The 25,640-nt window shown below is 68.6% G+C and carries 24 protein-coding genes; 11 read left to right on the top strand and 13 right to left on the bottom strand.

Going from position 1 to position 25,640, the window contains the following annotated elements; translation table 11 throughout:
* Positions 1 to 81: 81 nt before the first annotated feature.
* Positions 82 to 1,395 carry a VCBS repeat domain-containing M23 family metallopeptidase gene (locus RN51_RS18785; RefSeq protein WP_052674554.1) on the top strand — a complete coding sequence of 438 codons (1,314 nt, stop codon included), beginning with the start codon at positions 82 to 84 and terminating at the stop codon, positions 1,393 to 1,395.
* A gap of 73 nt (positions 1,396 to 1,468) precedes the next feature.
* On the opposite strand, the gene RN51_RS17910 is transcribed toward RN51_RS18785, so the two are convergent.
* A complete protein-coding gene (locus RN51_RS17910) occupies positions 1,469 to 4,867 on the bottom strand; it encodes an HtaA domain-containing protein (protein ID WP_156149067.1) in 3,399 nt (1,132 codons plus the stop codon).
* A gap of 162 nt (positions 4,868 to 5,029) precedes the next feature.
* On the opposite strand from RN51_RS17910, the gene RN51_RS03000 reads away from it, so the two are divergent.
* The 4 genes from RN51_RS03000 to RN51_RS02985 are packed head-to-tail and all read left to right on the top strand — an operon-like array spanning position 5,030 to position 8,488.
* Complete coding sequence (locus tag RN51_RS03000) at positions 5,030 to 6,136, top strand: heme/hemin ABC transporter substrate-binding protein (RefSeq protein ID WP_045262567.1); 1,107 nt, start codon at positions 5,030 to 5,032, stop codon at positions 6,134 to 6,136.
* The gene (locus RN51_RS02995) at positions 6,133 to 7,206 is read left to right on the top strand and encodes a FecCD family ABC transporter permease (RefSeq protein ID WP_045262566.1); all 1,074 of its coding nucleotides are present in this window, start codon (positions 6,133 to 6,135) and stop codon (positions 7,204 to 7,206) included. The genes RN51_RS03000 and RN51_RS02995 overlap by 4 nt, the downstream gene beginning before the upstream one ends.
* On the top strand, positions 7,203 to 7,976 hold the full coding sequence (locus RN51_RS02990) for a heme ABC transporter ATP-binding protein (RefSeq protein WP_052674552.1): 774 nt from the start codon (positions 7,203 to 7,205) through the stop codon (positions 7,974 to 7,976). Before RN51_RS02995 ends, RN51_RS02990 begins: the two co-directional genes overlap by 4 nt.
* Before the next feature lie 59 nt (positions 7,977 to 8,035).
* Positions 8,036 to 8,488, top strand: coding sequence for a hypothetical protein (locus tag RN51_RS02985; protein WP_045262564.1), 453 nt, complete (start codon positions 8,036 to 8,038; stop codon positions 8,486 to 8,488).
* A 35-nt stretch (positions 8,489 to 8,523) separates the two neighbouring features.
* Here the strand turns inward: RN51_RS02985 and RN51_RS02980 are convergent, their stop codons facing one another.
* Positions 8,524 to 8,892, bottom strand: coding sequence for a sterol carrier family protein (locus RN51_RS02980; protein WP_045262563.1), 369 nt, complete (start codon positions 8,890 to 8,892; stop codon positions 8,524 to 8,526).
* Positions 8,893 to 8,940: 48 nt separating this feature from the next.
* Here RN51_RS02980 and RN51_RS02975 point away from each other — a divergent pair, with 48 nt between their 5' ends.
* The 4 genes from RN51_RS02975 to RN51_RS02960 all read left to right on the top strand — a co-directional run bounded on the left by RN51_RS02975 (position 8,941) and on the right by RN51_RS02960 (position 12,937).
* A complete protein-coding gene (locus tag RN51_RS02975) occupies positions 8,941 to 9,615 on the top strand; it encodes an NUDIX hydrolase (protein WP_082066316.1) in 675 nt (224 codons plus the stop codon).
* A gap of 68 nt (positions 9,616 to 9,683) precedes the next feature.
* A complete protein-coding gene (gene purD / locus RN51_RS02970; RefSeq protein ID WP_045262561.1) occupies positions 9,684 to 10,961 on the top strand; it encodes a phosphoribosylamine--glycine ligase in 1,278 nt (425 codons plus the stop codon).
* A gap of 198 nt (positions 10,962 to 11,159) precedes the next feature.
* On the top strand, positions 11,160 to 11,639 hold the full coding sequence (locus RN51_RS02965) for a winged helix-turn-helix transcriptional regulator (protein WP_045262560.1): 480 nt from the start codon (positions 11,160 to 11,162) through the stop codon (positions 11,637 to 11,639).
* The gene (locus RN51_RS02960; protein WP_045262559.1) at positions 11,636 to 12,937 is read left to right on the top strand and encodes an MFS transporter; all 1,302 of its coding nucleotides are present in this window, start codon (positions 11,636 to 11,638) and stop codon (positions 12,935 to 12,937) included. Before RN51_RS02965 ends, RN51_RS02960 begins: the two co-directional genes overlap by 4 nt.
* Before the next feature lie 75 nt (positions 12,938 to 13,012).
* Here the strand turns inward: RN51_RS02960 and RN51_RS02955 are convergent, their stop codons facing one another.
* The 7 genes from RN51_RS02955 to RN51_RS02925 form a co-directional block, all read right to left on the bottom strand.
* On the bottom strand, positions 13,013 to 13,741 hold the full coding sequence (locus RN51_RS02955) for an amino acid ABC transporter ATP-binding protein (RefSeq protein WP_045262558.1): 729 nt from the start codon (positions 13,739 to 13,741) through the stop codon (positions 13,013 to 13,015).
* Entirely contained in the window at positions 13,738 to 15,216 is a 1,479-nt protein-coding gene (locus RN51_RS02950; RefSeq protein WP_082066305.1) for an amino acid ABC transporter substrate-binding protein/permease, read from the bottom strand. Before RN51_RS02950 ends, RN51_RS02955 begins: the two co-directional genes overlap by 4 nt.
* 69 nt (positions 15,217 to 15,285) lie before the next feature.
* The gene (locus RN51_RS02945; protein WP_045262557.1) at positions 15,286 to 15,825 is read right to left on the bottom strand and encodes a GNAT family N-acetyltransferase; all 540 of its coding nucleotides are present in this window, start codon (positions 15,823 to 15,825) and stop codon (positions 15,286 to 15,288) included.
* A gap of 41 nt (positions 15,826 to 15,866) precedes the next feature.
* Positions 15,867 to 16,103, bottom strand: coding sequence for a DUF2442 domain-containing protein (locus RN51_RS02940; protein ID WP_045262556.1), 237 nt, complete (start codon positions 16,101 to 16,103; stop codon positions 15,867 to 15,869).
* A gap of 202 nt (positions 16,104 to 16,305) precedes the next feature.
* Positions 16,306 to 17,877: an MFS transporter gene (locus RN51_RS02935; protein WP_045262555.1), complete on the bottom strand. Its 1,572-nt coding sequence runs from the start codon at positions 17,875 to 17,877 to the stop codon at positions 16,306 to 16,308.
* Positions 17,874 to 18,500 carry a PadR family transcriptional regulator gene (locus tag RN51_RS02930; RefSeq protein WP_045262554.1) on the bottom strand — a complete coding sequence of 209 codons (627 nt, stop codon included), beginning with the start codon at positions 18,498 to 18,500 and terminating at the stop codon, positions 17,874 to 17,876. The genes RN51_RS02935 and RN51_RS02930 overlap by 4 nt, the downstream gene beginning before the upstream one ends.
* Positions 18,501 to 18,582: 82 nt before the next feature.
* Entirely contained in the window at positions 18,583 to 19,131 is a 549-nt protein-coding gene (locus RN51_RS02925) for a GNAT family N-acetyltransferase (RefSeq protein ID WP_045262553.1), read from the bottom strand.
* A 77-nt stretch (positions 19,132 to 19,208) separates the two neighbouring features.
* Here RN51_RS02925 and RN51_RS02920 point away from each other — a divergent pair, with 77 nt between their 5' ends.
* Positions 19,209 to 20,087 carry a phosphoribosylaminoimidazolesuccinocarboxamide synthase gene (locus RN51_RS02920; protein WP_045262552.1) on the top strand — a complete coding sequence of 293 codons (879 nt, stop codon included), beginning with the start codon at positions 19,209 to 19,211 and terminating at the stop codon, positions 20,085 to 20,087.
* A 4-nt stretch (positions 20,088 to 20,091) separates the two neighbouring features.
* On the opposite strand, the gene RN51_RS02915 is transcribed toward RN51_RS02920, so the two are convergent.
* The gene (locus tag RN51_RS02915) at positions 20,092 to 20,487 is read right to left on the bottom strand and encodes a type II toxin-antitoxin system VapC family toxin (protein WP_045262551.1); all 396 of its coding nucleotides are present in this window, start codon (positions 20,485 to 20,487) and stop codon (positions 20,092 to 20,094) included.
* Positions 20,484 to 20,747, bottom strand: a complete 264-nt coding sequence (locus tag RN51_RS02910; protein ID WP_045262550.1) for a type II toxin-antitoxin system VapB family antitoxin — start codon at positions 20,745 to 20,747, stop codon at positions 20,484 to 20,486. The genes RN51_RS02915 and RN51_RS02910 overlap by 4 nt, the downstream gene beginning before the upstream one ends.
* 112 nt (positions 20,748 to 20,859) lie before the next feature.
* On the opposite strand from RN51_RS02910, the gene RN51_RS02905 reads away from it, so the two are divergent.
* Positions 20,860 to 22,188 carry a uracil-xanthine permease family protein gene (locus RN51_RS02905; RefSeq protein WP_045262549.1) on the top strand — a complete coding sequence of 443 codons (1,329 nt, stop codon included), beginning with the start codon at positions 20,860 to 20,862 and terminating at the stop codon, positions 22,186 to 22,188.
* A gap of 114 nt (positions 22,189 to 22,302) precedes the next feature.
* Here RN51_RS02905 and RN51_RS02900 read toward each other — a convergent pair whose 3' ends face one another.
* The gene (locus RN51_RS02900) at positions 22,303 to 24,033 is read right to left on the bottom strand and encodes an acetyl/propionyl/methylcrotonyl-CoA carboxylase subunit alpha (protein ID WP_045262548.1); all 1,731 of its coding nucleotides are present in this window, start codon (positions 24,031 to 24,033) and stop codon (positions 22,303 to 22,305) included.
* On the bottom strand, positions 24,030 to 25,634 hold the full coding sequence (locus tag RN51_RS02895; RefSeq protein WP_045262547.1) for an urea amidolyase family protein: 1,605 nt from the start codon (positions 25,632 to 25,634) through the stop codon (positions 24,030 to 24,032). The genes RN51_RS02900 and RN51_RS02895 overlap by 4 nt, the downstream gene beginning before the upstream one ends.
* Between the last annotated feature and the right edge of the window lie 6 nt (positions 25,635 to 25,640).

Raw genomic sequence — 25,640 nt, 5'->3', positions numbered from 1 at the left:
GCTTAAAGGGAGGAGCAGTCGTCGGTCTGTAGGCCGAAGAGAGGACAGCGAGGAGCCCGATCTCCTCGCTACGTTGTGGCCATGAGTCTCCTGAAGCGCACACCGCGCACATCGAATCCGCCCGCATCTCGTCGGCTCTTGGCCGCGGCGGGGACAGCTCTCGCGATCGCGATCGGCACGCTCGTGCCTGTATCACCCGCGTCCGCCGCTTCCGGATTTGTGCAACCCGTCAGCGGCCACGTCGCCGACATCGTCGACGGTTGCCCTGGGGGCACTCGTCCGACGCACGAGGGAGTCGACATCAACGGCAACGGTGGGACGCCCGTATACGCCTCGGCAGCCGGAAAGGTGACGACGGCGATCAACTCAAACGCCACAACCGGATATGGCACCCAGATCGTCATCTCTCATGCCAACGGCTACTCCACTCGATATGCGCACATGGTCAATGGCTCACTCACCGTCTCCAACGGTGCGACGGTCGCGCAGGGGCAGCGGATCGGAACCGTCGGCAGCACTGGTAACAGTACGGGCGCACACATGCATTTCGAGATCTACCGCAACGGGTCGAACATCACGAACCAGTACTACTCGTGCTACCAAGGCACCGTGACTGCGTTGCAGTACCTCGGAACCGGACCGATCGGCACGAGCGGATTGAACGCGGACTACAACGGCGACGGGAAAGCCGACGTGCTCGCTGTCTCCACTACCGGACAGATGACCGCATACAACGGTAATGGGAACGGCGGCTGGAACCCTGTCACCCTAGGACCCGGGTGGGACACCACTCGCATTCTCATCCACGGTGACTACAACGGCGACGGACATGGTGACATCGTGGCTGTGCGAGATGACGGCACCCTGTGGTTCTACCGGGGTGGGGGGAACAACACATTTCAGGCGTCGCAGGTCGGACACGGGTGGGGTACCTTCCGCCTCGTCACCGGAGGAGCCGACTTCAACAGCGACGGCGCAGCCGATCTCGTCGCCATCGGCAGCGATGAGAACTTGTACTTGTACGCGGGCAACGGCGCCGGTGGCTTCAACGCGGCCGTCCAGATCGGCAACGGGTGGGGTGCCGTGGACATGATCCTTGCCGGCGACTTCGGCACGGACGGGAAGGGCGATATCCTCGCCCGCGATACGAGTGGCGCCCTCCGCCTGTACCCCGGAAACGGGGCCACTCTGAACGCTCCGAGCCAGGTCGGCAACGGGTGGAGCGGTATGACCGCGATCACCGGAGGAGCGGATATGGGCACCGATGGCTACGCCGATGTCCTCGCCCGCGATGCCGCCGGAGACCTCTGGCTCTACCCGGGGCTGGGCGGATCCGGATTCGGCGCGCCCCTCAAGGTGGGAAACGGTTGGAACGGCCACCGCCTGATCGTCTGACCGCATCGAAGTGACGGGAGAACGGCCCTCCCTGCGTCCGCTGCGGGGAGGGCCGTTGCATGTCGCGCCGCGATCAGACCTCGGTGGTCGTCTCGACGGCCTCCGCCGCGCGCTTGCGGCGGACGATCAGCACACCGCCGGTGGCAGCGAGCGCCACGACCACGAGGCCGCCGACGATCCACGGCCACACCGGGGCACCCTCGGCATCCGCTGGCTCGCTCGCGGTGGTCACCACGGCGGTCACCTCGGAGTCGGCCTCGGGCTTCTCCTCGGCGACGCCGCAGTTCGTGCCGACCGGGATGACGGCCGTGACCGGGTCGAGCCCCTCGCCTGCGGCGTAGGTGCCGAACGCGGACGCTCCGGCCTCGGTCAATGTGGTCGGGATCGCATCGAGCGTCAGCACGCCGTCGACGACCGCGGCATCACCGAGGGCGAACTCCGCGAGGCGGACGCCCTTCTGGTCGATGCTCTCGCCGCCCTGCGTAGTGCCGGTCACGTCGAAGACGAGGTAGCCCTTGTCTCCCACGAGCTCGACCGCCGCGTTCGCGAGCGTCGTGTTCAGCGCCCCGTCGTGACCCGTGAAGGTGATGCTGCCGCCGTAGGTGACCAGGCCCGCGACGGTCTTGTCGTCGAACGATCCCGTGCCGTTCTCCCACACGTAGTCGGGGTACTGGTAGGCCACGTCGGTCAGCGTCCAGCCGCCCTTCGCGATGCCCTCGATGTAGGTGCGGAACGACTCCTTGTAACCCCACTTGAGGATCGCACCCTCCACCGTGCACACGCCGATCGCGGTGGTCGCCCTGTTGAGCATGAAGGCGAGGCCGCGGTTCACCGACCCCTGGAACGTGAGCGTGTGCTCGCCGTCCTCGAGGCTCGCCGGAAGGGCACCCGACCAGGTGGCGACGCCGTTCGCGTCAGCGGTCACCGTCTCGAGCAGCACCGGAGTCGAGTACACGACGACCTTGATGCCCTGCTCGTTCGCCTGGAAACCGGATGCGGACACCGTCGCCGGCTGTCCGGACGCGAGTGCTGCGAGGTTGGCCTCGTCGGCCTCGATGCCCTGGGTCGCCGGCGGGGTCGCCGGGAGAGTGGTCTTCGGCTTCACCACCGCCGCAGCCACTGTGCCGCTCGACCCGGCCGGTGCCGCCGCGACGGAGCCGATCGTGAACGTCACCGGATTCAGCGTGGTGCCGTAGCCCGACAGCACGCGGTCGCGCCCCTCGGCGGTGAGCGCCGCGGGGGCCGCCGTATAGGTGACTGCACCGTTTGCCGCGATGCGCGCCGCGCTCGAGAGGTCGAGCGTCGCGAACGGGACCTGTGCGCCACCGCTCGTGACGTACAGCGTCGCCGCGTTCGCCGAGGTGACGCGGATCAGCGGGTTCGACACGGTCACATCGAGCACACCCTGATGACCGATGAAGCGCACCGAACCGCGGTACACGACGCTGCCGAGCCCGGTGTTGACATCGAAGTCGCCCCCGACGGTCTGGCCGAACTGGAACTGTCCTCCCGAACGGGTCGCACCGTCGGAGACCGAGATGGAACCCTTCGCGATGTTGCTCGTGATGTATTCGGTGAACGACGAGGAGATCGCCCAGCGGAGCGAACCGCCGGGGACGTTCGCGGGCGGATTGGTCGGCGTGACCGGTGTCTCCGGCACCTCGGGAATCTTCACATCGAGCAGCGCGTCCCAGTGCGCAGGCGTGATGGTCACCGTCGAGCGGGCGTAGATCGTGCTCGCATCGGGCATCGAATGCTGCTTCCACACGATGACCTCGTACGTCTTCGTGCGGTCGAGGTTCTTCGCCGCGGTGTTGAGGTCGACCGCGAAGGCGCCGAACGTGACCTTCGGCACGTACTGCATCGCGAGGAACCCGCCGTCGGCGCTCACGGCACCCTCGGTTCCGGCCTCGATCAGTGCGACATAGGCGCCGGGGATCTCGCCGAGATTCGTGGCGGACGCGGTAACGGTCAGACCGTCCTTCGCCGTCGCCGTCTTGACCGTCGTGGCCACGGACGGGCCTGCTGGGAAGAGCGTGTCCCACTGTGCGTCGGTCACCGTGACGGTGCTCCGCGCATAGATCGTGCCCGCCTCCGGCATCGAATGCTGCTTCCACACGATGATCTCGTAGGACTTCGCGCGGTCGAGCGTGTCGGCAGCGGCGGTCAGGTCCACCGTGAAGACGCCGCCGGAGATCGAGCGCACGTACTGCATCGCGAGGAACCCGCTGCCGGCGGTGACGTTCGCCTCCGTGCCCTTCTCGATCAGCGCGACGTACGCCCCGGTGACCGCGTCGAGCTTGGAGGCGGAGGCCGTGACGGTGAGTCCGCCCGTCGTGCTCGCGGCCTTGACGGTCGAGGTCACGACCGGGGTGTTGCCGTAGTTCAGGACGACGCTGCGCTCCTGATCGGCATTGACCACGCCGCCGGCGGCGTACGTGTAGACGCCGTAGGTGCCGGGAGAGGCCGGGGCATCCTTCAGCGTCAGAGTGGCCTGGAACGTGCCGTCTGCCGCGATGTCGACCCACTGCGCGCGGATCGCGCTCTGGTACTGCGCGGGAACCTGATTCAGCACGCCCTCCGCCAGAGCCCAGGCCTGCGCGCCTACCGAACGGTTCGACGATGCCGCGCCCGTCGAAGGCTGCCACGTCGAGGCGAAGTTGCCGAACACGACGTAGGTGCCCTGCGGGAGGTGCTTCGGGATGGGAACACCGCGGCCCTCGGTCCCGAGGTTCGCCGTCGGGTCGTAGCCAGAGCCCTTCACGACGACCTTGTCGCCTGCCCTGAGCACCACACCCGCGGCCGGGGTCGCGCCATCGGCCAGGAACACCTCGAGTGCCGCGGACTTCGGCGACTCGCCGGGGTCCGTACCGGGGTCGGTGCCAGGGTCAGTACCAGGGTCCGTACCGGGGTCAGTGCCGGGGTCCGTACCAGGATCGGTGCCTGGGTTCGTCCCAGGATCGGTACCGGGGTCCGTTCCAGGATCGGTCCCCGGATCAGCGGGAGCGGTGCCGAACACGGCATTCCATTGCCCGTCCGAGATGATGACGTCACCGCGACCGTAGATCGTGGTCTCGTCCGGGTTCGAGTGCTTCTGCCACACGAGCACCTCGTACGTCTTCGCGCGGTCCAGCGAGCCGGCCGGCGCCTCGAGCGTGAACGTGCTCGCGCCCGCGGCGACCGTCGGCATCATGAAGGCGGCATAGCCGCCACCACCGGTGAGCCCGGACTCCGTGCCTCTGACGATGAGGGCCGCGTACGCACCCTCGACCTCGGGCAGACCGGTCGCCTGCACCTGCACGCTCACGCCTGCGGTCGTGGCGGAGGCGACTGTGGTCGTGACCGTTGCACCGGCGGCATGCGCGGGCGGGACGATCACCGCGCCGGCGGCGATGAGCAGGAAGGAGATGAAGGCGGCGAGCAGCACGCGTATGCGTCCGCTCCCTGGGGATGCTGTGGCTGTGGCGTTCACGGTTCTCCACGGCTCCGGGCGCGCAGAAGAGCACGCGCGCCGGCGGTGCCGCAATGCAATCGGGCGGGGTAGGGTTTTGGTTAGGCTTAGCTAAGTAAGCCGACATCTCTGAGCGTAGAGGCGCGGATCATCCGGCGTCAAGTTTTAGGATAGCCTTGCCTAATGCGTCGCGTCTCCGCCCTTCTCCTCGTCGCCGCTCTCGCCGTCGGGCTCGCGGCATGCGCGGATCCGGAAGCCACGGCAGCACCGGCCACGGTCGCCGAGGACGACTGCCCGCAGGCTTCCGTCCCGCTCGCCTCCCTTGACCTCATCGACGACGTGCGCACGCACGAAGGCCCCTCGACCGCCTGCCTCCCGACCCACGCGATCGAGCCCGTCGACGACGACAGCGCCCCGAAGCTCCCCGTGGCAGTGACCGACAACGAGGGCCGCGAGGTCGAGATCACCGACATCGACCGCATCCTCCCGATCGACATCTCCGGCACGATCGCATCGACCGTGTTCGCACTCGGTCTCGGCGAACAGGTCGTCGGGCGCGACGCCTCCACCGTGTTCGCCGGCACCGAAGACCTTCCGGTCGTCACGAAGGCCGGCCACACGCTCAACGCGGAGGCGATCCTCGAGCTGGCACCCACCGTCGTCCTCACCGACACGACGATCGGCCCGAAGGAGGTGCGCCAACAGCTGCGTGACGCGGGGATCGCCGTGGTCGTGATCTCGAGCGACCGCAGAATCGACACCACCGACGATCTGGTGACTGAGATCGCCACCGCCCTCGGAGTGCCCGGTCGAGGCGAGGCCCTGATCGCCCGGCTCTATGCCTCGCTCGACGAGACCCTCGACGAGGTCGCCGAGGTGGTCCCCGCCGCAGGGTCGGACAGAGCGCGGATGCTCTTCCTCTACGTGCGCGGCAGCGCCAACGTGTACTACATCTTCGGCGAGGACTCCGGAGCCGACTCGCTGATCGACGCGGTCGGCGGGATCGACGTGGCGGCCGAGATCGGCTGGGAGGGCATGAAGCCGATGACCGCCGAGGCACTGGTCGCCGCCCAGCCCGACGTTCTCGTGATGATGACCGACGGACTCGAATCCGTCGGCGGTATCGACGGGCTGATCGAGCGGATCCCTGCCGTGGCGCAGACCCCGGCCGGGGCGAACCGTCGAGTGATCGACATGGCCGACAGCGAGATCCTCAGCTTCGGTCCACGCACCGCCGGTGTGATCGGCGCCCTGGCCCGCGCCCTCTACGCTCCCGAGTCCGCGAAGTGACCGGGGAGGTCGTCACACCGACTCCGTCGAGACACCGGGGGCTGCGCTTCGCGCTGGTGACGGTCGGTCTGGTCGTCGCGCTGGCCATCACCTGCATCGTGTCGATCACGAGCGGGCAGTACGACCTCTCCCCCACTTCGCTGATCGGCGTGCTGCTGCATGGCGCCGGCATCGATACCCCCTGGGCTCCGGCGACCTCCACCGACTACGGCGTGATCTTCAACCTGAGGATGCCGCGCATCGTGCTCGGGCTCCTCGTCGGTGCCGCCCTCGCCGTCTCGGGCGTGCTCATGCAGGCGATCTTCGGGAACCCGCTCGCGGATGCCGGCGTGGTCGGGGTCTCCTCGGGCGCTGCTCTCGGCGCGGCAGCGAGCATCACGTTCGGCCTGGCGACATTCGGGATGTGGACCACGCCCGCGTTCGCCTTCCTCGGCGGCCTGGTCGCCGTGTTCTCGGTGTACTTCATCAGTCGGTCCGGCGGGCGCACCGAAGTCGTGACCCTGTTGCTGACGGGCATCGCGATCAATGCGATCGCCGGGGCCGGTATGGCCTTCTTCACCTTTCTCGGCACCACGTCGACGCGCGAGCAGATCGTGTTCTGGCAGCTCGGTTCCCTCAACGGCGCACTGTGGTCGAACATCCAGCTCGTCGCACCCCTGGTGTTGATCGGCGTCGTCGTCGCCCTGATCGTCGCGCCCAGCCTCGACCTCTTCGCACTCGGCGAGCGCACCGCCCGACACCTCGGCGTCAATGTGGAACTGCTGCGGATCGTCGTGATCGTCACGGTCGCACTCCTGGTCTGCGCTGCTGTCGCGTTCGCCGGGATCATCGGATTCGCCGGCCTCGTCGTCCCGCACCTGATGCGCATGATGATCGGCCCTGCCCACCTGCCGCTCGTGATCGCCTCGGCACTCGGTGGCGCACTGCTCATCGCCGTCGCCGACCTGGTCGCTCGCACCGCCGTGCCGCTCGCGGATCTGCCCATCGGCATGATCACCTCGCTCGTCGGCGGCCCCTTCTTCCTGTGGCTGCTCGTGCGCACGCGCCGTCGCTCGGGAGGATGGGCATGAGCGTGCGGCTGCGCGGATCGGGGCTCACGGTGCGCGTCGGCGAAGGACGGACGATCCTCGACGACGCCTCCATCCAGATCCACGCGGGAGAGATCCACGCCCTGGTCGGCCCGAACGGCGCGGGCAAGTCCACCCTGTTCGGAGTGCTCGCCGGCGATGTCACCGCACACGCGGGAAGCGTCGAGCTCGACGGACGATCGATCGACCGGATCACACCGCGCACGCTCGCCCAGCAGCGCGCGGTGCTGCTGCAGGAGAACACGGTGACGTTCCCCTTCGACGCGGAGCAGGTCGTCCGCATGGGTCGGAGGCCGTGGGCGCGCACCCCTGCAGCCGAGGACGACGACGCGCAGGTTGCCTGGGCGATGCGCCAGACCGAGGTGGCCGCCCTGAAAGCCCGGGCGGTGCCCTCGCTGTCCGGCGGCGAGCGCGCCAGGGTCGCCCTGGCCCGCGTGATCGCCCAGAGCACCGACGTCCTGCTGCTCGACGAGCCGACCGCGGCCCTCGACCTCAAGCATCACGAAGACGTCATGCGTCTGATCCGAGGACGTGCCGATGCGGGGATCGCGGTGGCCATCGTGCTGCACGACCTCAACGCCGCCCTCGCGCACGCCGACCGTGTCACGCTGCTCTCGGGCGGGCGGGTCGCCGCGACGGGTACAGCCACGGAGGTGCTCACCGCCGAGCGGATCGAGCACGTCTACGGTCAGGCGGTGGATGTGTTCCCCCACCCCACGACCGGTGTGCCACTCGTGGTCGCTCGGCGCTGAACCGTGCGGGGTCGCCCGAAGGCCGGTAGATTGCTGACCGAGCGCGAGGGAGAGCCAGGATGTTCGGTTCCAAGAAGAAGAGACAGCGGTTCAGCGATCTGATGGAGCAGCTCCGGCCCGACCTGAGCCGTGAGTCTCTCGGCGTCGGACCCGCCTTTCCCGGTGTCGCCCTGAACCCGCTCCTGAGCGGTGAAGCCCGACGGCGCAACACCGAACTCCGCGCAGGAGCACTCGCCATCGGCACCCTCGTCGACTGGCGCGAGGTCAGCAGCGACGGCGGCGTCCGCCTGGTGCTCATGCTCGATGTGACGACCGCGGACGGAGCCTCGTTCCGCGGCATCGCAGATGAGGACTTCACGGTGACCGAGCTGACCCGGCTCGCACCGGGACAGACGATGCCGGTGCGGTATCGACCCGCCGTCATGGACCACTACGTCGCCCTCGCCAGAGACGCGGACCCCACCCGGGTGCAGCAGCTCATCGATGAGACTGCGCGGCACCCGAAGCCCTGAACCGGACTCGACTGTCCGACCTGACCGGCTCCGCGCTACGGCCGCACCGGCAGAACGTCGCTCAGATCGGCGCGCGTGCCCGAGGCGTGGATGCGTCCGCCCGAAGCAGCATCCACCCATCGCTCCGCCCCTGTCGCCACAGCGATCCAGGTCGCTGCATCCATCTCGACCACGTTCGGCGGTGTGCCTCTGGTGTGCCGGGGACCCTGGATGACCTGCACCGCGCCGAAGGGTGGGACGCGCACCTCGACGCTGTTGCCCGGTGCCTTCTCGTCGAGCAGCTGCAGCAGGTACCGCACGGCCGTGGCGAGTTCGGTGCGCTGCGGTTTCGCCCCCGAGGCCTCCGCGGCGCGGACGGCATCGAGAGCCGTGCGTCCGTCCACGATGTCGATCTTCTTGGCCATCGCTCCAGACTACGACCGCACGCCCGGCGGCGTCCTATGCTCGGACGCATGAGCATGCATCCGACGGGCGCCCGCGCCGAGCTGCTCGCGGCGGTCGCCGACCATTCGTGGGGCGTGCGCATCCCTCGCCTCGCCGACCCGAAGAGCGCCCACGACGCGGCCGTGCTCATCCTGTTCGGCGTGCTCGACCGAATCCCCGCCCCCACGACCGGTTCGACCATCGCCCGCGACCTCGATGTGCTGCTGCAACGACGCGCACCCACGCTCTCGTCCCACCCCGGACAGGTCTCGTTCCCCGGAGGCAGGGTCGAGCCGGACGATGCCGACGTCATCGCCACCGCCCTGCGCGAAGCCGAGGAGGAGACCGGACTCGACCCGACAGGCGTCGAGGTGCTGGCGACTCTGCCGGTGATCCCCCTCGCCGCGAGCAACCACCTGGTGACACCCGTCCTGGCCTGGTGGCAGTCGCCGTCGCGGGTCGTGGCGGTCGATCACGCAGAGACCGTCGAGGTGTTCCGAGTCCCCGTCGCGCAGCTGCTCGACCCCGAGACCCGCTTCACCTCGACGATCACCCGCATGGGCCGCACGTTCCGCGGTCCGGCGTTCGACGTCGACGGCACGATCGTCTGGGGCTTCACCGCGATGGTGCTCGATGCCCTCTTCGACGCGGCCGGCTGGACCCTGCCGTGGGATGCCTCGATCGAGCGGACCGTCGACCTCTGAACCTCACCGCGCGGGCATGGTGCCCCGCCCGCCGAAACCCGACAGCCGACCCTCGGTAGTCTGGACGGGTGAAGATTCTCGTCCTCGGTTCCGGTGCCCGTGAGCACGCGATCATCCTCGCTCTGCGGGCGGAGCAGACGGAGCATGAGATCTTCGTCGCTCCGGGCAACGCCGGCATCGCACAGGATGCCGTCCCCGTCTCGGTCGATCCGCTCGACGGCGGAGCGGTCACCGCTTTCGCTCATGAGCACGCCATCGACCTGGTCGTCGTCGGCCCGGAAGCGCCGCTCGTCGCCGGCGTCGCCGACGCGCTGCGCGTCCGTGGCATCCCGGTGTTCGGACCGGGCAAGGCCGCGGCCCAGCTCGAAGGCTCGAAGTCGTTCGCGAAGCGCGTGATGGACGCCGCGGGTGTGCCGACCGGCCGCGCGGTCCGTGCCGCCACCACGGCCGATGTCGAGTCGGCGTTCGACGAGCTCGGTGCCCCCTACGTGGTCAAGGCCGATGGGCTCGCTGCGGGCAAGGGCGTCATCGTCACGTCCGACCGCGCGGAGGCGCTCGCGCACGCTGAGCAGTACCTCCCCGCCGGCCCGGTGCTGATCGAGGAGTTCCTCTCCGGCCCCGAGGTCTCCCTGTTCTTCCTGAGCGACGGCGACACCGTGCGCGCGCTCAGCCCCGCGCAGGACTTCAAGCGCGCACTCGACGGCGACGCAGGACCCAACACGGGAGGCATGGGCGCCTACTCGCCGCTGCCGTGGCTCGACGAGCAGTTCGGCAGCGAGCGGGCCTTCGTCGAAGAGGTCACCCGCGACGTAGCGCTTCCCGTGGTGCGGCAGCTCGACTCGGAGGGCACCCCGTTCATCGGACTCCTCTACGCAGGGCTGATCCTGACCCCGGCCGGTGTGCGCGTGATCGAGTTCAACGCCCGCTTCGGAGACCCCGAGACGCAGATCGTGCTTCCACGTCTGGTCACCCCGCTGTCGGAGCTGCTGTTCGCCGCGGCATCCGGCACCCTCGAGGATCAGCCGGACCCCGTGTTCAGCGACGACGTCGCGATCACGGTCGTCCTGGCCAGCGAGGGCTATCCCGAGTCGCCGCAGACCGGCCGTCCGATCGAGGGCCTGGCCGACGCCGCGGCCGTCGAGGGCGTCCGCATCGTGCACGCCGCCACCGCGAGCCCCGATGCCCCGGGTGGATCGCTCATCGCCACGGGCGGACGCGTACTGAACGTGGTGGCCGTCGCCTCCGGCTTCCGCACCGCGCGAGACCGCGCCTACGAGGCGATCGCCCGCATCCGCCTCGACGGCTCCCACTACCGTACCGACATCGCCGCCCGCGTCGCCGAGTAACCGCCCGCCGGGTCGCATCGCGCTGCTGCGCGAACGCACGGCTTCGCCCCGCCGACCGTCCGTGCGCTCGGCGAGTGCACGGACAGTCGGCGCCGCCCGCGCTGCCGAGCGCACGATATCCGCCGAATGCGGAGCGGATAACTGCCAACGTGAGTGACGTCGATTGACAACCGATACTTTCTTCAAGAAAGTTGTCGCATGCCGCTCCGCTCCGACTGGTCATCCGCGACCTGCCCCATCGCGCGCTCCGCCGACATCCTCGCCGACCCCTGGGTGCTGCTCATCCTGCGTGAGCTCTTCTCCGGACGCACCCGCTTCGACCAGCTGCGGGACGCCACCGGCGCGGCCGACTCCGTGCTGTCTCGACGACTCACCGCGATGAGCGAAGCAGGACTCGTCGAGCGCGAAGACCCCGCCGATGCGCGCAGCGGCTACGGGGTGACGACCGCGGGACGGCAGACACTCCCGATCCTGCACGCCTACGCCCGGTTCTCGCGAGCCACCGATCCCGACGGCCCCTGGGGTCTGACGGTGAGCTGCGGCCGTTGCGGCGAGGTCTCCGATTCGGTCGACTGGTGCGCCACCTGCGCCGCATCGCTGGACGTCGACAGCACCCGCTGGGCGCGACGCAGCATGGGCGGGGAGCCGTTCGTCCTCCTCACCGGACGCGCGGCATGACCGCCGAATCGCTCGACGGGCCGATCGAGGAACCCCTCGACGCAGGACGGCGTCGATTCCACCCCGCGTGGACTGTGGCCCTCGTGGCTCTCATCGCTCTGATCGGCGCCGCCGGTTTCCGCGCAGCCCCCGGCGTTCTCATGGTTCCTCTCGAAGAGGAGTTCGGATGGACCACGGCCGAGCTGTCGCTCGCCGTCTCGATCAACCTGCTGCTCTACGGGCTCATCGCCCCGTTCGCCGCGGCGCTCATGCAGCGCTTCGGGATCCGCGCGGTCACGGTCGTCGCTCTTATCGTGATCGGGGCGGGCTCAGCCCTGAGCGTGTTCGTGGCGACACCAGGCCAGCTCATCCTGACCTGGGGCGTGCTGATCGGACTCGGCACGGGCTCGATGGCACTGGTGTTCGCGGCGACCATCACCGACACCTGGTTCGCCACCCGGCGCGGACTCGTCTCGGGTGTCCTGACCGCGGGCAGCGCGACAGGTCAGCTCGTCTTCCTCCCCGTGATCGCGGCCGCTGCCGAGGATGTCGGATGGCGCGGGGCGTCACTCATCATCGCGGGTGGCGCTCTCGCCGTCGTGCCGCTCGTCTGGATCTTCCTCCGCAACCGGCCGAGCGACCTCGGTGTCGCCCGCTACGGCGAGACCTCACTCGCACCCACCTCTGCACCCGTGCGTCGAGGCACGGCGTGGGGCGCCGCGAAGCTCGCCCTCTCGACGCTCCGAGAGGCCGCGCGCACCAAGACCTTCTGGGCGCTGGCGATCGGCTTCGCGATCTGCGGGGCGACGACCAACGGATTGATCGGCACGCACTTCATCCCCAGCGCCCACGACCACGGGATGGCGACGACGACCGCGGCAGGGCTTCTCGCCGTCGTGGGCATCTTCGACATCGTCGGCACCGTGTTCTCGGGCTGGCTCACAGACCGCGTGAATCCGCGCATCCTCCTCGCCGCGTACTACGCACTGCGCGGGGTGAGCCTGCTCTTCCTTCCGAGCCTGCTCTCCGCCGACGTGCAGCCGAGCATCGTCGTGTTCATCGTCATCTACGGGCTCGACTGGGTCGCGACCGTGCCGCCGACGATCGCACTGTGCCGTGAGGTCTTCGGCGACAAGGGTCCACTCGTGTTCGGCTGGGTGTTCGCGGCGCATCAGATCGGTGCCGGCATCGCCTCGATCCTCGCCGGCATCGTGCGTGACCACACCGGTCAGTACACGGTCGCGTGGTTCGCCGCCGCCGGCCTGTGCGCCGTCGCCGCCCTGGTCAGCGCGACCATCCGCAGGCATCCGGCCCCCTGACGGTCGTTCGAATCGCGCAAATGGCTGCATCCGAGAGTGGGATGCAGCCATTTGCGCGATTCGAACGGGGCGGACTCAGAGCACCTTCGAGAGGAAGTCCTTCAGACGCTCGTTCTTGGGGGCACCGAACAGCTCGGCGGGAGGGGCCTCCTCGACCACGACACCACCGTCCATGAAGACCGTGCGGCCGGAGACCTCGCGCGCGAAGCCCATCTCGTGCGTCACGAGCACCATCGTCATGCCGCCGGAGGCCAGGTCGCGGATGACCTGGAGCACCTCGCCGACCATCTCCGGGTCGAGCGCGCTCGTCGCCTCGTCGAACAGCATGATCTCGGGGTCCATCGCGAGTGCGCGGGCGATCGCCACGCGCTGCTTCTGACCACCGGAGAGGGATGCCGGCTTCGCGCCCGCCTTCTCCGACAGGCCGACACGCTCCAGCAGGGACAGCGCCCGCTCCTTCGCCTCCGCCTTGGTCAGCTTCCCGCACTCGACCGGCGCGAGCGTGATGTTCTCGAGCACGGTCATGTGCGGGAAGAGGTTGAAGTGCTGGAACACCATGCCGATGCGCTGGCGCACCTCGTCGAGCTTCACGCTCTTGTCCGTGAGGTCCACGCCGTCGATGATGACGTGCCCCGACGTGGGCTCCTCGAGCTTGTTGAGGCAGCGCAGCAGAGTGGACTTCCCCGAGCCCGACGGGCCGATGACCGCGACGACCTCGCCATCCTCCACGGCCAGGTCGATGCCCTTGAGCACCTCGTTGTCGCCGAACGACTTGTGCAGGTTCTGCACCAGGATCTTGCTCATGCGTTGAACGTCCTCTCCAGGCGGTTCGCGAGCAGCGTCAGCAGCGTGATCACGACGAAGTAGATGATGGCGACGATCGTCAGCACCTGTGCCGACAAGTACGTCGAGGCGATGATCTGGCGCGACACGAACGTCAGCTCCGCGAGGCCGATGACGCTGATCAGCGACGTGTCCTTGAGGGTGATGATGCCCTGGTTCACGAACGACGGGACCATGATGCGGAACGCCTGGGGCAGCACGACCTTCTGCATGGTCTTCCAGTGGCTCAGACCCAGCGAGCGCGAGGCCTCGTTCTGGCCGGGGTCGACCGCCTGGATGCCACCGCGGATGATCTCGGTCATATAGGCACCCGTGTTGAGCGAGAGCGTGATCGCTCCGGCGACGAACGGGTTGAAGGTGAGGCCGGGGAACAGCTGCGGGATCGCGAAGAACACGAAGAACGCCTGGATGAGGATCGGAGTGCCGCGGAAGATGTACACGTAGGCGGTGGCGACCCAGCGGAACGGCGCGAACTTCGAGACCCGGCCGAAACCGAAGATGAGTCCCAGGATGAACGCGGCCACGATGGCGACGATCGTCGCGAGGATCGTGAGCCACAGGCCCTCCATGAGCGCCGGCCAGTACTTCACCGCGACGGAGAAGATGTCGGTCGGCTGCGTGGACTCCTCGCCACCCGACAGGTAGGTGTCGACGATCTTGTCGTACTCACCCGAGGACTTCAGGTTCGCGAGCCCCGCGTTGAACATCTCGATCAGCTCGGGCTTCTGCCCCTTGTTGACTGCGAATCCGTACTCGCCGCCGAGCTCGGGCTCACCGACCAGACGGAAGCCGGAGCCCTGCTGGATGCCGTAGGCGAGCACCGGGAAGTCCTCGAAGTAGCCGACCGCCTGGCCGGCCTTCACCGCGTCGACCATGTCGGTCGTGTCCTGGTACGGGGTGACGGTGAAGCCGTACTCGTCCTTGTTCTCGTCGGCGAAGGTCTGCCCCTGCGTGCCGGTCTTGACCGCGACGCTCTTGCCGTCGAGGTCGTCGAGGGACTGGATGTCGCTCGACTCGAGAACTCCGAGCTGGATGCCGCTGGTGAAGTACGGCTCGCTGAAGTCGAAGGTCTTCTGCCGCTCCTCGGTGATCGACATGCCCGCCATGACCGCGTCGACCTGGTTCGACTGCAGAGCCTGGACGGCGGCGTCGAATCCGAGCTGACGGATCTCGACCTCGAACCCCTGGTCCTTCGCGATCGCGCGGAGCAGGTCCATGTCGATACCGACGAGGTCGCCGTCGGCATTCGTGAACTCGAACGGCGCGAACGTCGTGTCGGTGCCGATGACGTACTTGTCGCCGTCGTTCGCGGCGGTGGCGGGGGCGGCACCGGCGAGCAGTGCCCCGACCGCGACGAACGCGACGAGTGCGGCCGCGCCGACGGTGCGCACCGATCGGCGCAGGCGGCCAGCCGCGGTGGATGGATTTCGGATCACGACGTGTGCTCCTCGGGTCGACAGCAGCGACCGGACGACCGCCGAGGAACTACCCTAGCTCGCGGCGAGTCAGGTACTCGAAATATCGATCCAGTACCGGCGCACGAGAGGCTGTCCCGTCTCCGGCGCCTCGATCACGTCTTCGAGCTCTCCACCGGCTCCCTCGATCGTGCGGATGGACCCGATGTTGTCGTCGTCGCACGTGAGCATGACGCGTTCGTAGCCCTCCACCTTCGCCTGGCGGAGCACCTGCCGCATCGCCTCGCGCACGATCCCTTCGCGGCGACGGGAAGGGACCACCGAATAGCCGATGTGGCCGCCGAAGCGGCGCAGGTGGTCGTTGAGCTCCCGGCGGAAGGAGAGGAAGCCGACCACCTGGTCGCCCTCGGTGATCCAGTAGTGGTCACAGGGCACGTGGCCCTGCGGGAGCACCGCACCAGGCGTGGCGTAGAGCTCTGCGCGCTCGACGAACGCCTCGAAAGCGGCCCGGTCGGGCACGAAGCCCTTCTCGATACCGCCGCCGTCGACCTGTCCGCCCTCGAACTCGGCCACGGCGGCGGCCCAGGAGTCGAAGAGGTCGATGCTCGGTCGAGAGAGTGCGATCGTCATCGCCCGATGACATCACATTTCGGAGTGCCCGACAAAACGGGTCAGCGGCCTCGAAGCAGCGCGGCGATGGAGATGTCCTCATCCAGCTGTCGCCAGTGGATGCCCTCACCCTCGCCGATCAAATACCAATCCGCACGCTCCTCCGCGCTCGCATCGGCAAGACGCGGGAACCAGCTCAGGGGGACGCTGATGGTGCGTCCGTCCTTCATCCGCACGTGAAGGTCCCGTTCGTCGATCTGGGCCCCCACCGCGACCGCGTCATCCACCGAAGTGCTCATGCCAGGCCCCCTCGATCAGCTCGCGCCGGTGCTCGATCAACCGTCGGAGCGCCCGCAGTTCGCGGTCATCGAACCTCGTCTTCGCGGCCGATTCTACCGGCCGTAGCTCGGCCCGCCGGACCGAACCGAGCCGGGACGACGATGAGTCCGAGGGGTGCGGAGTACGCACCCCTCGGACTCATCGTGGAGGGAGAGTCGTCGACTACTCGGTGCGCGCGGATGCGGGAGCCGGCACCTCTGTCTTGTCGTACCGACCGAGGAACAGTGAGGCGATGAGCGCGACCGCCATGACGCACGCCGGCAGCAAGATCGCCTGCGACATCCCTGCGGCAAACCCGTCCGCCACCTGCGGCGGCAGTGCACCGCCGGTCGAGATCCCGGCCGGGGCGTCTGCGAGGCCCGGGAGGTTCGCCTCGAGCCTGGACTGCATGAACGCCGCGATGGAGGCCGATCCGATCACCGATCCGATGGTCCTGGTCGTGTTGTAGATGCCGGCACCTGCGCCCGCCTGACGCGGCGGGAGCTTGCGCGTCGCAGTGGTGGCGAGCGGGCCCCACATTCCGGCGTTGCCGATACCCATCAGCGCCGACGGCAGGAGGAACATCAGGATCGGCGTGTCCATGTTGATCAGCGCCGAGTACCAGACGAGCGCCCCGGCGACACAGAGCAGCCCAGGGATCAGGATGATGCGCGGATCCACCCGGTCGAGGATCTTGCCGGCGACCGGAGCGAGCACTCCGGACAGCACCGCCATCGGGATCAGCAGCAGCGCCGCCTCCGTCGGGGTGAGCCCGCGCGCGGTCTGCAGGAAGAACATCATCGGCAGCGACATGCTCGTCACCGTGAAGCCGACCGCGGCGATGGCCACGTTCGCCCCGGAGAAGTTGCGGTCGCGGAAGAGCTCGAGCGGCACGAGAGGTTCGCTGCGGGTCTTCGCCTGCTGGAAGATGAACAGCCCGAGCACGACGAGTCCGGCGATGATCAGGCTCCAGACCGAGATCGGGCCCCAGATCACGCCCCAGTCGAACTTCTCTCCTTCCTGGAGTCCGAACACGATGAGGAACAGTGCCACGGCGCTGAGCACCACGCCCACGACGTCGAAGCGGTGCGGGTGCGTGGCCAGCTTCGGAACCAGACGCCAGGCGAGCACGAAAGCGACGATGCCGACCGGGATGTTCACGAAGAAGATCCACTCCCAGCCGAAGCCGTCCACGAGCAGGCCGCCCACGAGCGGTCCGACGAGCGTGGCGACACCGGCGGTGGCACCCCACAGGCCCATCGCAGCGCCGCGACGCTCGGGCGGGAACGTGCGGGTGATCACGGCCATGGTCTGCGGCGTCATGAACGCAGCGCCGAGACCCTGCACGGCGCGCGCGGCGATGAGCATTCCGAGCGAATCGGACAGCCCGCACCACAGAGAGGCGAGGGTGAACACCGCAAGGCCGATGAGGTAGATGTTCTTCGGACCGAAGCGGTCGCCCAGGCGACCGGTGATCAGCAGCGGGACCGCATATGCGAGAAGGTACGCGCTCGTGACCCACACGACGTTGTCGAGGTTGTTCGTGTTCGGGTCGAGGGCGGCCTTGATCGCCGGGTTCGCGACCGAGACGATCGTGGTGTCGACGAGGATCATGAAGAAGCCGATGACCAGCGCCCAGAGGGCGGGCCAGGGACTCGCGGGCTTGTGGCCCACGGAGTACGTGCCGGTCGACGGACCGGAGGTGGAGGGCGCGGACACCGGCGGGCGGTCTCCGTCGCGAGGCGTATCTGTCATTGCTGTGCAGCCTTTCGCTGAGCGCGGTAGCGGTCTGAGTTCTGGAATGCCGTGGGACCCCACGGCAGGACCTCGGTTTCGAGACGATCGAGGAGCGAGTCGAGCCAGCGGAGCTCTGCCGTCAGCAGGGCTTCCTGACGCTCGATCTCGACCAGCACCTGCTCCGGCACGTGCTTCTCCCTGGCCTTGCCGAGCCCGTCTCGATGCCGTGCGTGATCGTCGACCAGTGCGATCCTCCTCGCGCGCAGGAGGTCGACGACCTCCGGACGCTCGAGGTTGTGCGCCTCGGCGAGCGCGATGCGGAAGTCGGCCGGGTGATCGATGCGGGGCAGCTCACGCCGCACCCACGTCACGACCGCTTCACGTCCGGTCTCCGTCAAGGAGTAGGTCGTCCGCTCGGGCCGATTTCCCTCGCGGTCGATGCCGAGCTCGTCGATCAGGCCCGCACGATGCAGCCGGGACACCGTGTGATACAGCGTCCCGTTGGTGATCGTGAGCAGGCGGTCGTCGTGGCGGGCCCGCATGAGACGCACCATCTCATAGGGGTGCATGTCGCCTTCGCGCAGCAGCGCGAGCACCATCACCCCCATGGGGGTGAGCCGGTCGACGGCATCCTTCTTCATGTCCCACCTCAATTAGTCCATGTGGACTATACGCCTGTTTCCGCCCGCCGAGAAGACGAAGTCGTGACGGATCGATGAACTCTCACAGCGAGGTCGCCGCGAGCTGCGCCTCCGTGAGCGGACGGTCGGCGTACACGAGTCGCCACACGGAGGGATCGGGGTTTCCCGCATCCGGCGCACGGTGCACGGGTTCGAGCCCCGCCTTCTCGGCGACTCGCGCCGACGCGAGGTTGTGCTCGACGAGATATGCGATCACGGGGCGATCGGGATCGACCGCACACGCCGCCTCGACCGCAGCGAGGGCGAGCTCGGTGGCGTACCCCTGACCGTGATGGTCGGCCGACAGCCGATACCCGAGGTTCCAGACCTCGCCACCGAGCAGCGTGCACCCGCCGTTGCCGATCAGCTCACCCGTGGAGCGCAGGCGGACCGCCCACGACCCCAGACCGGCGGCGGACCAGCTCGTCTCCCAGCGTGCCATCGCGGCAAGGGTGTCCTCCCGACGCTGATGGCGAAGGCTGGGGTAATGCGTCCACACCCGTGGGTCGGCCGAGATCCCGAACAGCGGATCGAGGTCGGCGGCGGTCGGGCGGGACAGCCGAAGGCGCGGTGTGAGGATGTCGGTGTTCACGCCACCAGGCTAGGACTCCCCACCGACGCCTCGATGCCACGGCGTTCGGCGGCGGTGGGAACCGGGATAATGGGCGGGTGAGCACACCTTCAGAAGGCACGGCACAGAGCATCCCCGGCTGGCGGCACATCTACTCCGGCAAGGTCCGCGACCTGTACGCCTCCGAGGATCCGGCGGACACGCGCATCCTCGTCGTCGCCTCAGACCGGGTGAGCGCCTTCGACTTCGTCCTCTCCCCCGGCATCACCGACAAGGGCGCCCTGCTGACGCGACTGAGCCGCTGGTGGTTCGCGCAGCTCTCCGACTTCCCCAACCACATCGCCGAGGGCGAGCTGCCTGAGGCCGTGGCCGATCGCGCGATGCTCGCCCAGTCGCTCGAGATGCTGCCGATCGAGTGCGTCGTACGCGGCTACATCACCGGTTCCGGATGGGCCGAGTACCGGGAGAGCGGCACGGTGTGCGGCATCCCGCTGCCTGCGGGTCTGCAGAACGGCGACCGTCTGCCCGAGCCGCTGTTCACTCCGGCATACAAGGCCCCGATGGGTGAGCACGACGAGAACATCACGTTCGAGCGCACGGTCGAACTCGTCGGCGCCGAACGCGCGGCCGAGCTGCGCGACACGTCCCTTGCCATCTACACGGCTGCGGCCGGCATCGCCGAGGAGAAGGGTCTGATCCTCGCCGACACCAAGTTCGAGTTCGGCACGGACGCCGACGGCACGCTGCGCCTGGCCGACGAGGTGCTCACGAGCGATTCATCCCGCTACTGGGATGCCGAGGCCTGGCGCACCGGCACGACTCCCGGCGAGCGGATGGCGAGCTTCGACAAGCAGATCGTGCGCGACTGGCTCGCCGCCAACTGGGACCAGGAGGGCGAGCCGCCGTTTCTTCCCGACGACGTGGTCGAGCGCACCGCCGACCGCTACCGCGAGCTGATCCAGCGACTCGGCGCCTGACGCCTCAGGCCAGCTCCACCCGGCGCACGTCGGTGTGGATGAAGTCGTCACCCGTGAAGAGCAGAGGCTCGTCGCGACTGATCGCGAGCGCGTAAGAGAAGCAGTCGCCGTAGTTCAGCCGAGCGGCGCTCCCGGAACCGCGTCCGAATCTGACGTACGCCCTGGCTGCCAGGCGCGCCTGGGCCTCGTCGAGCGGAACGACGGTCGCACCCGTCACTTCCAGAAGCTCGTCCAGCGCGAGCACCTTCGCCTCACCTCCCTTACCGCGGAGCACGATCATGCACTCCGTGAGCGTGGCCGCGGACAGTGAGAAGGGGCCCGCCTCCAACAGTTCGCCCATCTCGGCAGCGTCGGACTCAGCCATCAAGACAGCCACGAGGGCCGAGGAATCGACGATCAACGCGGCATACCCGTCTCGTCGTAGAGCTCGTCCATGATCTCCTCGGTCGTGCGTCCGGTGGAGGGAATCTGCTGCGCCCGGCGGATCACCGCCCGGATACGGCGACGGCGCTCCTCTTCTTCGCCTGAGCGCTGCTCCTCCAGCTCGGCGAGGCGCCGTCGAACGGCATCTTCCACCGCACTGGTCTGACTCTGCCCGGTGAGCGCCGCGAGCCGGCGCACCAGCTCATGCGTCGTCTCGTTCTTGATGTTCAGGCTCATGTCTACCATTCTACCTCGCCATCTACCATGGTAGAAGACGTTCAGTGAAAACTCAGGAATCGGTAATGTTGCTCCGGCACTCCTGCCATCCCCCGAACCCTGAGGAGCCCGCATGGCCCTGTGGAAGCTGCACGGAAACGGCCGCACGGTCGAACCCGGCGCCGTCGTCCGTCCCGATGAGCGTCTGAACTGGCCCGCGACGATCGCGATCGGACTCCAGCACGTCGTCGCGATGTTCGGCGCCACGTTCCTCGTGCCGATCATCACCGGGTTCCCGGTCGCCACCACGCTGCTCTTCAGCGGCCTCGGAACGATCCTGTTCCTGCTCGTCACACGCAACAAGCTCCCCAGCTACCTCGGCTCATCGTTCGCCTTCATCGCCCCCGTCACCGCCGCGACCGCCTCTGCGAACATGGGCACCGCCCTGGCCGGCATCGTCGCGGTCGGCGTGCTGCTGGCGATCATCGGCGTCGTGGTGCACACGGTCGGAGTGAAGTGGGTCGATCGCTTCCTGCCCCCGGTCCTCGCCGGCACGATCGTCGCCCTCATCGGGTTCAACCTCGCCGGGGCCGCACACAACAACTACGCCGCAGCACCCGTGACGGCGACGTTCACTCTCGCCATCACCATCCTCTTCGCCGTCGTCTTCCGCGGTTTCCTCGGCCGCATCTCGATCTTCCTCGGCGTGATCGCCGGCTACATCTTCGCGGGGTTCCGTGGAGAGCTCGACTTCTCGGCCGTCGAGAAGGCGGACTGGGTGGGCCTCCCGACCTTCCACTTCCCGAACTTCACCGAGCCCGGCACCCTCACCGCGCTCGCGATGTTCCTCCCGGTCGTCCTGGTCCTGATCGCCGAGAACGTCGGGCACGTGCGCGGCGTCGCGACGATGACCGGCGACTCGACCGTGAACCAGCAGACCGGCAAGGCACTGATCGCGGACGGCGTCTCCACCACGCTCGCGGGATTCTTCGGCGGTTCGGGCACGACGACCTACGGAGAGAACATCGGCGTGATGGCTTCCACCCGCGTCTACTCCACCGCCGCCTACTGGGTGGCCGGCGCCGCCGCGATCCTGCTCAGCCTCTCCCCGAAGTTCGGCGAGGTCATCAACTCGGTGCCCGCCGGTGTGCTCGGCGGCGTGACGACCGCACTCTACGGTCTGATCGGTGTCATCGGCATCAAGATCTGGGTCGACAACCGGGTCGACTTCTCCCGCCCGGTCAACCAGTACACGGCGGCCGTCGCGCTGATCATGGCCGTCGGCGGCTTCATGATCAAGGACGAGGCCTCCGGGTTCGAGCTGGGCGGCATCGTCATCGCCACGGTCGCGGCGATCCTGATCTACCACCTGGGCAACCTCATCGCCCGCCTGCGCAAGACGGGCGCCGACGACCCCAAGCCCTTGGAGGCGGTCGGCCCGCTCGGCGGCGACCCCGAGTAGGACCCCCTCTGCTCCCGTCGCACTTTCTGTCGCTCTGCCCTCGGGATACCGACAGAAAGTGCGACGGGAGCGACGAGGAACCCCGACGCGGCGGGGACGCATGGGGCGCAGCGGTCAGGCGATGACGGCGAGCACAGCGTCGACAGGGACCACGGCGGAGAGCTCGGCGCGCTGCGACAGGACTCCTGAGCGGTGCGCCGTGACCGTGGTCTCCATCTTCATGGCGTCGAGGACCGCGACGGGCTCACCCTCCGTGACTTCGGCGCCGTCGTCGACGAGCCAGCGCACGAGCGTGCCGGGCACCGGCGAGCGCAGCTCACTCGGATCGGTCGTAGGTGCCGCGGCCGCGGGGTCCGCCGGACGACCGAGGCCCGACAACAACCCCGCCGGGATCCCGAGCATCACGCGTCGGCCGTCGATCTCGACCGGGAAGCGCTGCAGGGCGGCTTCCGGCACCGCTGCCGGTCGCAGCTGGGCCTCGAGCTTCGGCAGCAGCGCTTTCTCGATCCACTGCGTGTGCACCGCGAAGGTCGCCGTGGCGAACGCCTGCTCGTCGAGCGCCATCACATCGAACGGGATGACGGTGGCCGGTCCCTCGACCGCGAGCTCGCGCAGAGCCCTCCGTGCGCGCACGATGGCGGCATCGCGGGAGTCGGCATGCACGATCAGCTTGGCGATCATCGAGTCGAAGGCCGGTTGCACGACATCGCCCTCGTCGATACCGCTGTCCCACCGCACACCGGGTCCGCCGGGGATGCGCAGACGGTCGACGCGACCGGGGCTGGGAAGGAAGCCACGGCCGGGGTCCTCGGCGTTGATGCGGAACTCGAAGGCATGCCCGACGGGTGTCGGTGTCTCGACGAACGACGGGCCCTCGCCGAAGGCGATGCGGAACTGCTCGCGCACGAGGTCGGTCCCGGTGACCTCTTCGGTGACCGGATGCTCCACCTGCAGTCGGGTGTTCACCTCGAGGAACGAGATGGTGCCGTCGGCGGCGAGCAGGAACTCCACGGTGCCGGCTCCGCGGTACTGCACCTCACCGCAGATCGAGCGCGCTGCATCGTGGAACCGCGTCCGCTGCTCGACGGAGAGCCCGGGAGCGGGCGCCTCCTCGATGAGCTTCTGGTTACGGCGCTGCATCGAGCAGTCGCGGTCGCCGACCACCACGACACCGCCGAGTCCGTCGCCGAGCACCTGCACCTCGATGTGGCGTGGACTCTCGAGGAAGCGCTCCACGAAGCACTCTCCTCGACCGAACGCCGCGATCGCCTCGCGGGTGGCCGCGTCGAAGGCCTCGGCGACCTCGGAAAGCTCACGCACCACCTTGAGCCCGCGTCCGCCGCCGCCGAACGCGGCCTTGATCGCGATGGGGAGACCATGCTCCTCGGCGAACGCCACCGCCTCCTCAGGCCCTGCCAGAGGCTCATCGGTGCCGGCGGCGAGCGGCGCTCCGACCCGCTGGGCGATACGGCGCGCGGTCATCTTGTCACCGAGCGCGTCGATGCTCTCGGGGGTCGGTCCGATCCAGACCAGCCCCGCGTCCTCCACGGCACGGGCGAAGGCCGCGCTCTCCGACAGGAATCCGTATCCGGGGTGCACGGCGGTCGCCCCCGACTGCCGTGCGGCCGCGAGCAGCGCGTCGACGGACAGGTACGTCTCGGCCCCCGTGGAGCCGCCCAGCCCCACGGCCTCGTCCGCCAAGCGCACGTGCAGGGCATCGGCATCCTGATCCGCATAGCCCGCGACCGAGGAGTACCCGGCTTCGGCGCAGGCGCGGATCACGCGGACCGCGATCTCTCCGCGATTCGCGATCAGCACCTTCTGCGTGGATGACGCGGTGGTCATGAGGACTCCTTGACGGTGAGACGAAGACGCACTCCCGGAGCCAGCTGACCCGCGAGGTCGAGGCTGCGATCCGTGAGCGCACCGATGATGGGGTATCCCCCGGTGAGCGGATGATCGGGGAGGAACAGGACCGGCTGTCCGTCGGGCGGCACCTGGATCGCGCCGGTGACGGCACCCTCGCTCGGGAGTTCGCCGCGACGGGAGCGTTGGAGCGGGACATCGCCTTGAAGGCGGATGCCCACACGATCGGACCGTGGCGTGACCGTCCACTCCTGCCCGGTGAGGGTGGCGAGTGCCGACGCCGTGAACCAGTCGTCGCGCGGGCCGAGCGTGATCTCCAGGTCGATGAGCTCGCCGGGGGCCGGCAGATCGCGCGGCACGGCATCGGGTTCGACCGGGTGCACGCCGGCATCGCCGATCCGGATGACGGCACCGGCTCCGAGTCTTTCCGGGCCGAGCCCGGCGAGCGTGTCCGCGGCGCGGCTGCCCAGAGCAGCGGGGACATCCAGCCCGCCGCGCACGGCGATGACGTAGCGCAGCCCGCGTTCGGGGTGACCGAGAGTCAGCTCGTCGCCGTCGACCGTGGCGAAGGGCTCACCGTGCGCGACGGAGCGCTCACACCCCTCGGCGTCCTGCACGGTGAGAGCACCGAGAGCACCGGTGACCGCCGCGACTCCGGCACCCCGGAACCGCAGGACCGCTCCCCCGACGCTCTCCAGCACCGCGACATCGGCCGCGTTGCCCACAGCCCGGTTGGCGTCGCGCATCGCCCGACGGTCAGCCACCCCCGACGCCGAGACCCCGAGAGCCGCATAACCGGGACGCCCGGCATCCTGCACCAGCAGCTGCAGCGACGGGCGGATGACCTCGACCGCAGCATCTGTGCCGAAACCCAGACCATCCGCATCCGTCGCCGCGTGTTGCTCCGCGACACGCCCAGTGCGCGCCGGGTCATCTCCGTTTCGGCCCGGATGACTTTCCTCCAGCCGAGCTGTTTCCTGCACGCGCTCGAACCGCACGGTCACACCGGGTGCGAACAGGGCGGGCGGGGTGCGGTCGATGTCCCACATCACGGCATCGGTGCGGCCGATCAGCTGCCATCCGCCGGGGCTCTCGCGCGGGTACACCCCGGTGAACTGCCCGGCGAGAGCGACCGAACCGGCAGGCACGCGGGTGCGCGGCGACGATCGGCGCGGCACGTCGAACAGCGGATCGCTGCTCACCACGTACCCGAAGCCGGGGGCGAACCCCGAGAAGGCGACCCGCCAATCGGCAGCGAGATGTCTGTTGACGAGCTCTTCCGCCGACACGCCCAGCAGCGACGCCGCCTCGTCGAGGTCTTCGCCGTCGTACCGCACGGGGATGACGGCATCGCCGGTCGCCGGGAGGTGCGCCGCATCGACCTCTGTCGCCTCCAGCACTGACCCCAAGTCGGCCGCCGAGATGCGAAGCGGGTCGAAACGCACCAGGACGGTCCTGGCACCGGGGATGCGCTCGAGGACTCCGGGCAGTCCGTCCCAGGCGAGGTTCAGGCGCATCGCCTCGTCGAGGTCGGCCGCCTCGACGAGCAGGGCGTGATCGGATGCGGTGAGGATGCGCATCAGACG

The organism is Microbacterium oxydans (assembly GCF_000956405.1).
In the GTDB taxonomy this organism is placed as follows: Bacteria; Actinomycetota; Actinomycetes; order Actinomycetales; family Microbacteriaceae; genus Microbacterium; species Microbacterium oxydans_C.
Note: the sequence above shows the minus strand (reverse complement) of the source record. Positions and strands in the feature narration are given on the sequence as shown.

What these genes read in the sequence shown, in the direction of transcription:
- RN51_RS02980 (WP_045262563.1), bottom strand. Translation starts at nt 8,892, where the DNA reads ATGGCCAAGAAGATCGACATCGTGGACGGACGCACGGCTCTCGATGCC.
- RN51_RS02990 (WP_052674552.1), top strand. Translation starts at nt 7,203, where the DNA reads ATGAGCGTGCGGCTGCGCGGATCGGGGCTCACGGTGCGCGTCGGCGAA.
- RN51_RS02965 (WP_045262560.1), top strand. Translation starts at nt 11,160, where the DNA reads ATGCCGCTCCGCTCCGACTGGTCATCCGCGACCTGCCCCATCGCGCGC.
- RN51_RS03000 (WP_045262567.1), top strand. Translation starts at nt 5,030, where the DNA reads ATGCGTCGCGTCTCCGCCCTTCTCCTCGTCGCCGCTCTCGCCGTCGGG.
- RN51_RS02910 (WP_045262550.1), bottom strand. Translation starts at nt 20,747, where the DNA reads ATGAGCCTGAACATCAAGAACGAGACGACGCATGAGCTGGTGCGCCGG.
- RN51_RS02985 (WP_045262564.1), top strand. Translation starts at nt 8,036, where the DNA reads ATGTTCGGTTCCAAGAAGAAGAGACAGCGGTTCAGCGATCTGATGGAG.
- RN51_RS02905 (WP_045262549.1), top strand. Translation starts at nt 20,860, where the DNA reads ATGGCCCTGTGGAAGCTGCACGGAAACGGCCGCACGGTCGAACCCGGC.
- RN51_RS02935 (WP_045262555.1), bottom strand. Translation starts at nt 17,877, where the DNA reads ATGACAGATACGCCTCGCGACGGAGACCGCCCGCCGGTGTCCGCGCCC.
- RN51_RS02960 (WP_045262559.1), top strand. Translation starts at nt 11,636, where the DNA reads ATGACCGCCGAATCGCTCGACGGGCCGATCGAGGAACCCCTCGACGCA.
- RN51_RS02895 (WP_045262547.1), bottom strand. Translation starts at nt 25,634, where the DNA reads ATGCGCATCCTCACCGCATCCGATCACGCCCTGCTCGTCGAGGCGGCC.
- RN51_RS18785 (WP_052674554.1), top strand. Translation starts at nt 82, where the DNA reads ATGAGTCTCCTGAAGCGCACACCGCGCACATCGAATCCGCCCGCATCT.
- RN51_RS02975 (WP_082066316.1), top strand. Translation starts at nt 8,941, where the DNA reads ATGAGCATGCATCCGACGGGCGCCCGCGCCGAGCTGCTCGCGGCGGTC.
- RN51_RS02945 (WP_045262557.1), bottom strand. Translation starts at nt 15,825, where the DNA reads ATGACGATCGCACTCTCTCGACCGAGCATCGACCTCTTCGACTCCTGG.
- RN51_RS02940 (WP_045262556.1), bottom strand. Translation starts at nt 16,103, where the DNA reads ATGAGCACTTCGGTGGATGACGCGGTCGCGGTGGGGGCCCAGATCGAC.
- RN51_RS02930 (WP_045262554.1), bottom strand. Translation starts at nt 18,500, where the DNA reads ATGAAGAAGGATGCCGTCGACCGGCTCACCCCCATGGGGGTGATGGTG.
- RN51_RS02955 (WP_045262558.1), bottom strand. Translation starts at nt 13,741, where the DNA reads ATGAGCAAGATCCTGGTGCAGAACCTGCACAAGTCGTTCGGCGACAAC.
- RN51_RS02900 (WP_045262548.1), bottom strand. Translation starts at nt 24,033, where the DNA reads ATGACCACCGCGTCATCCACGCAGAAGGTGCTGATCGCGAATCGCGGA.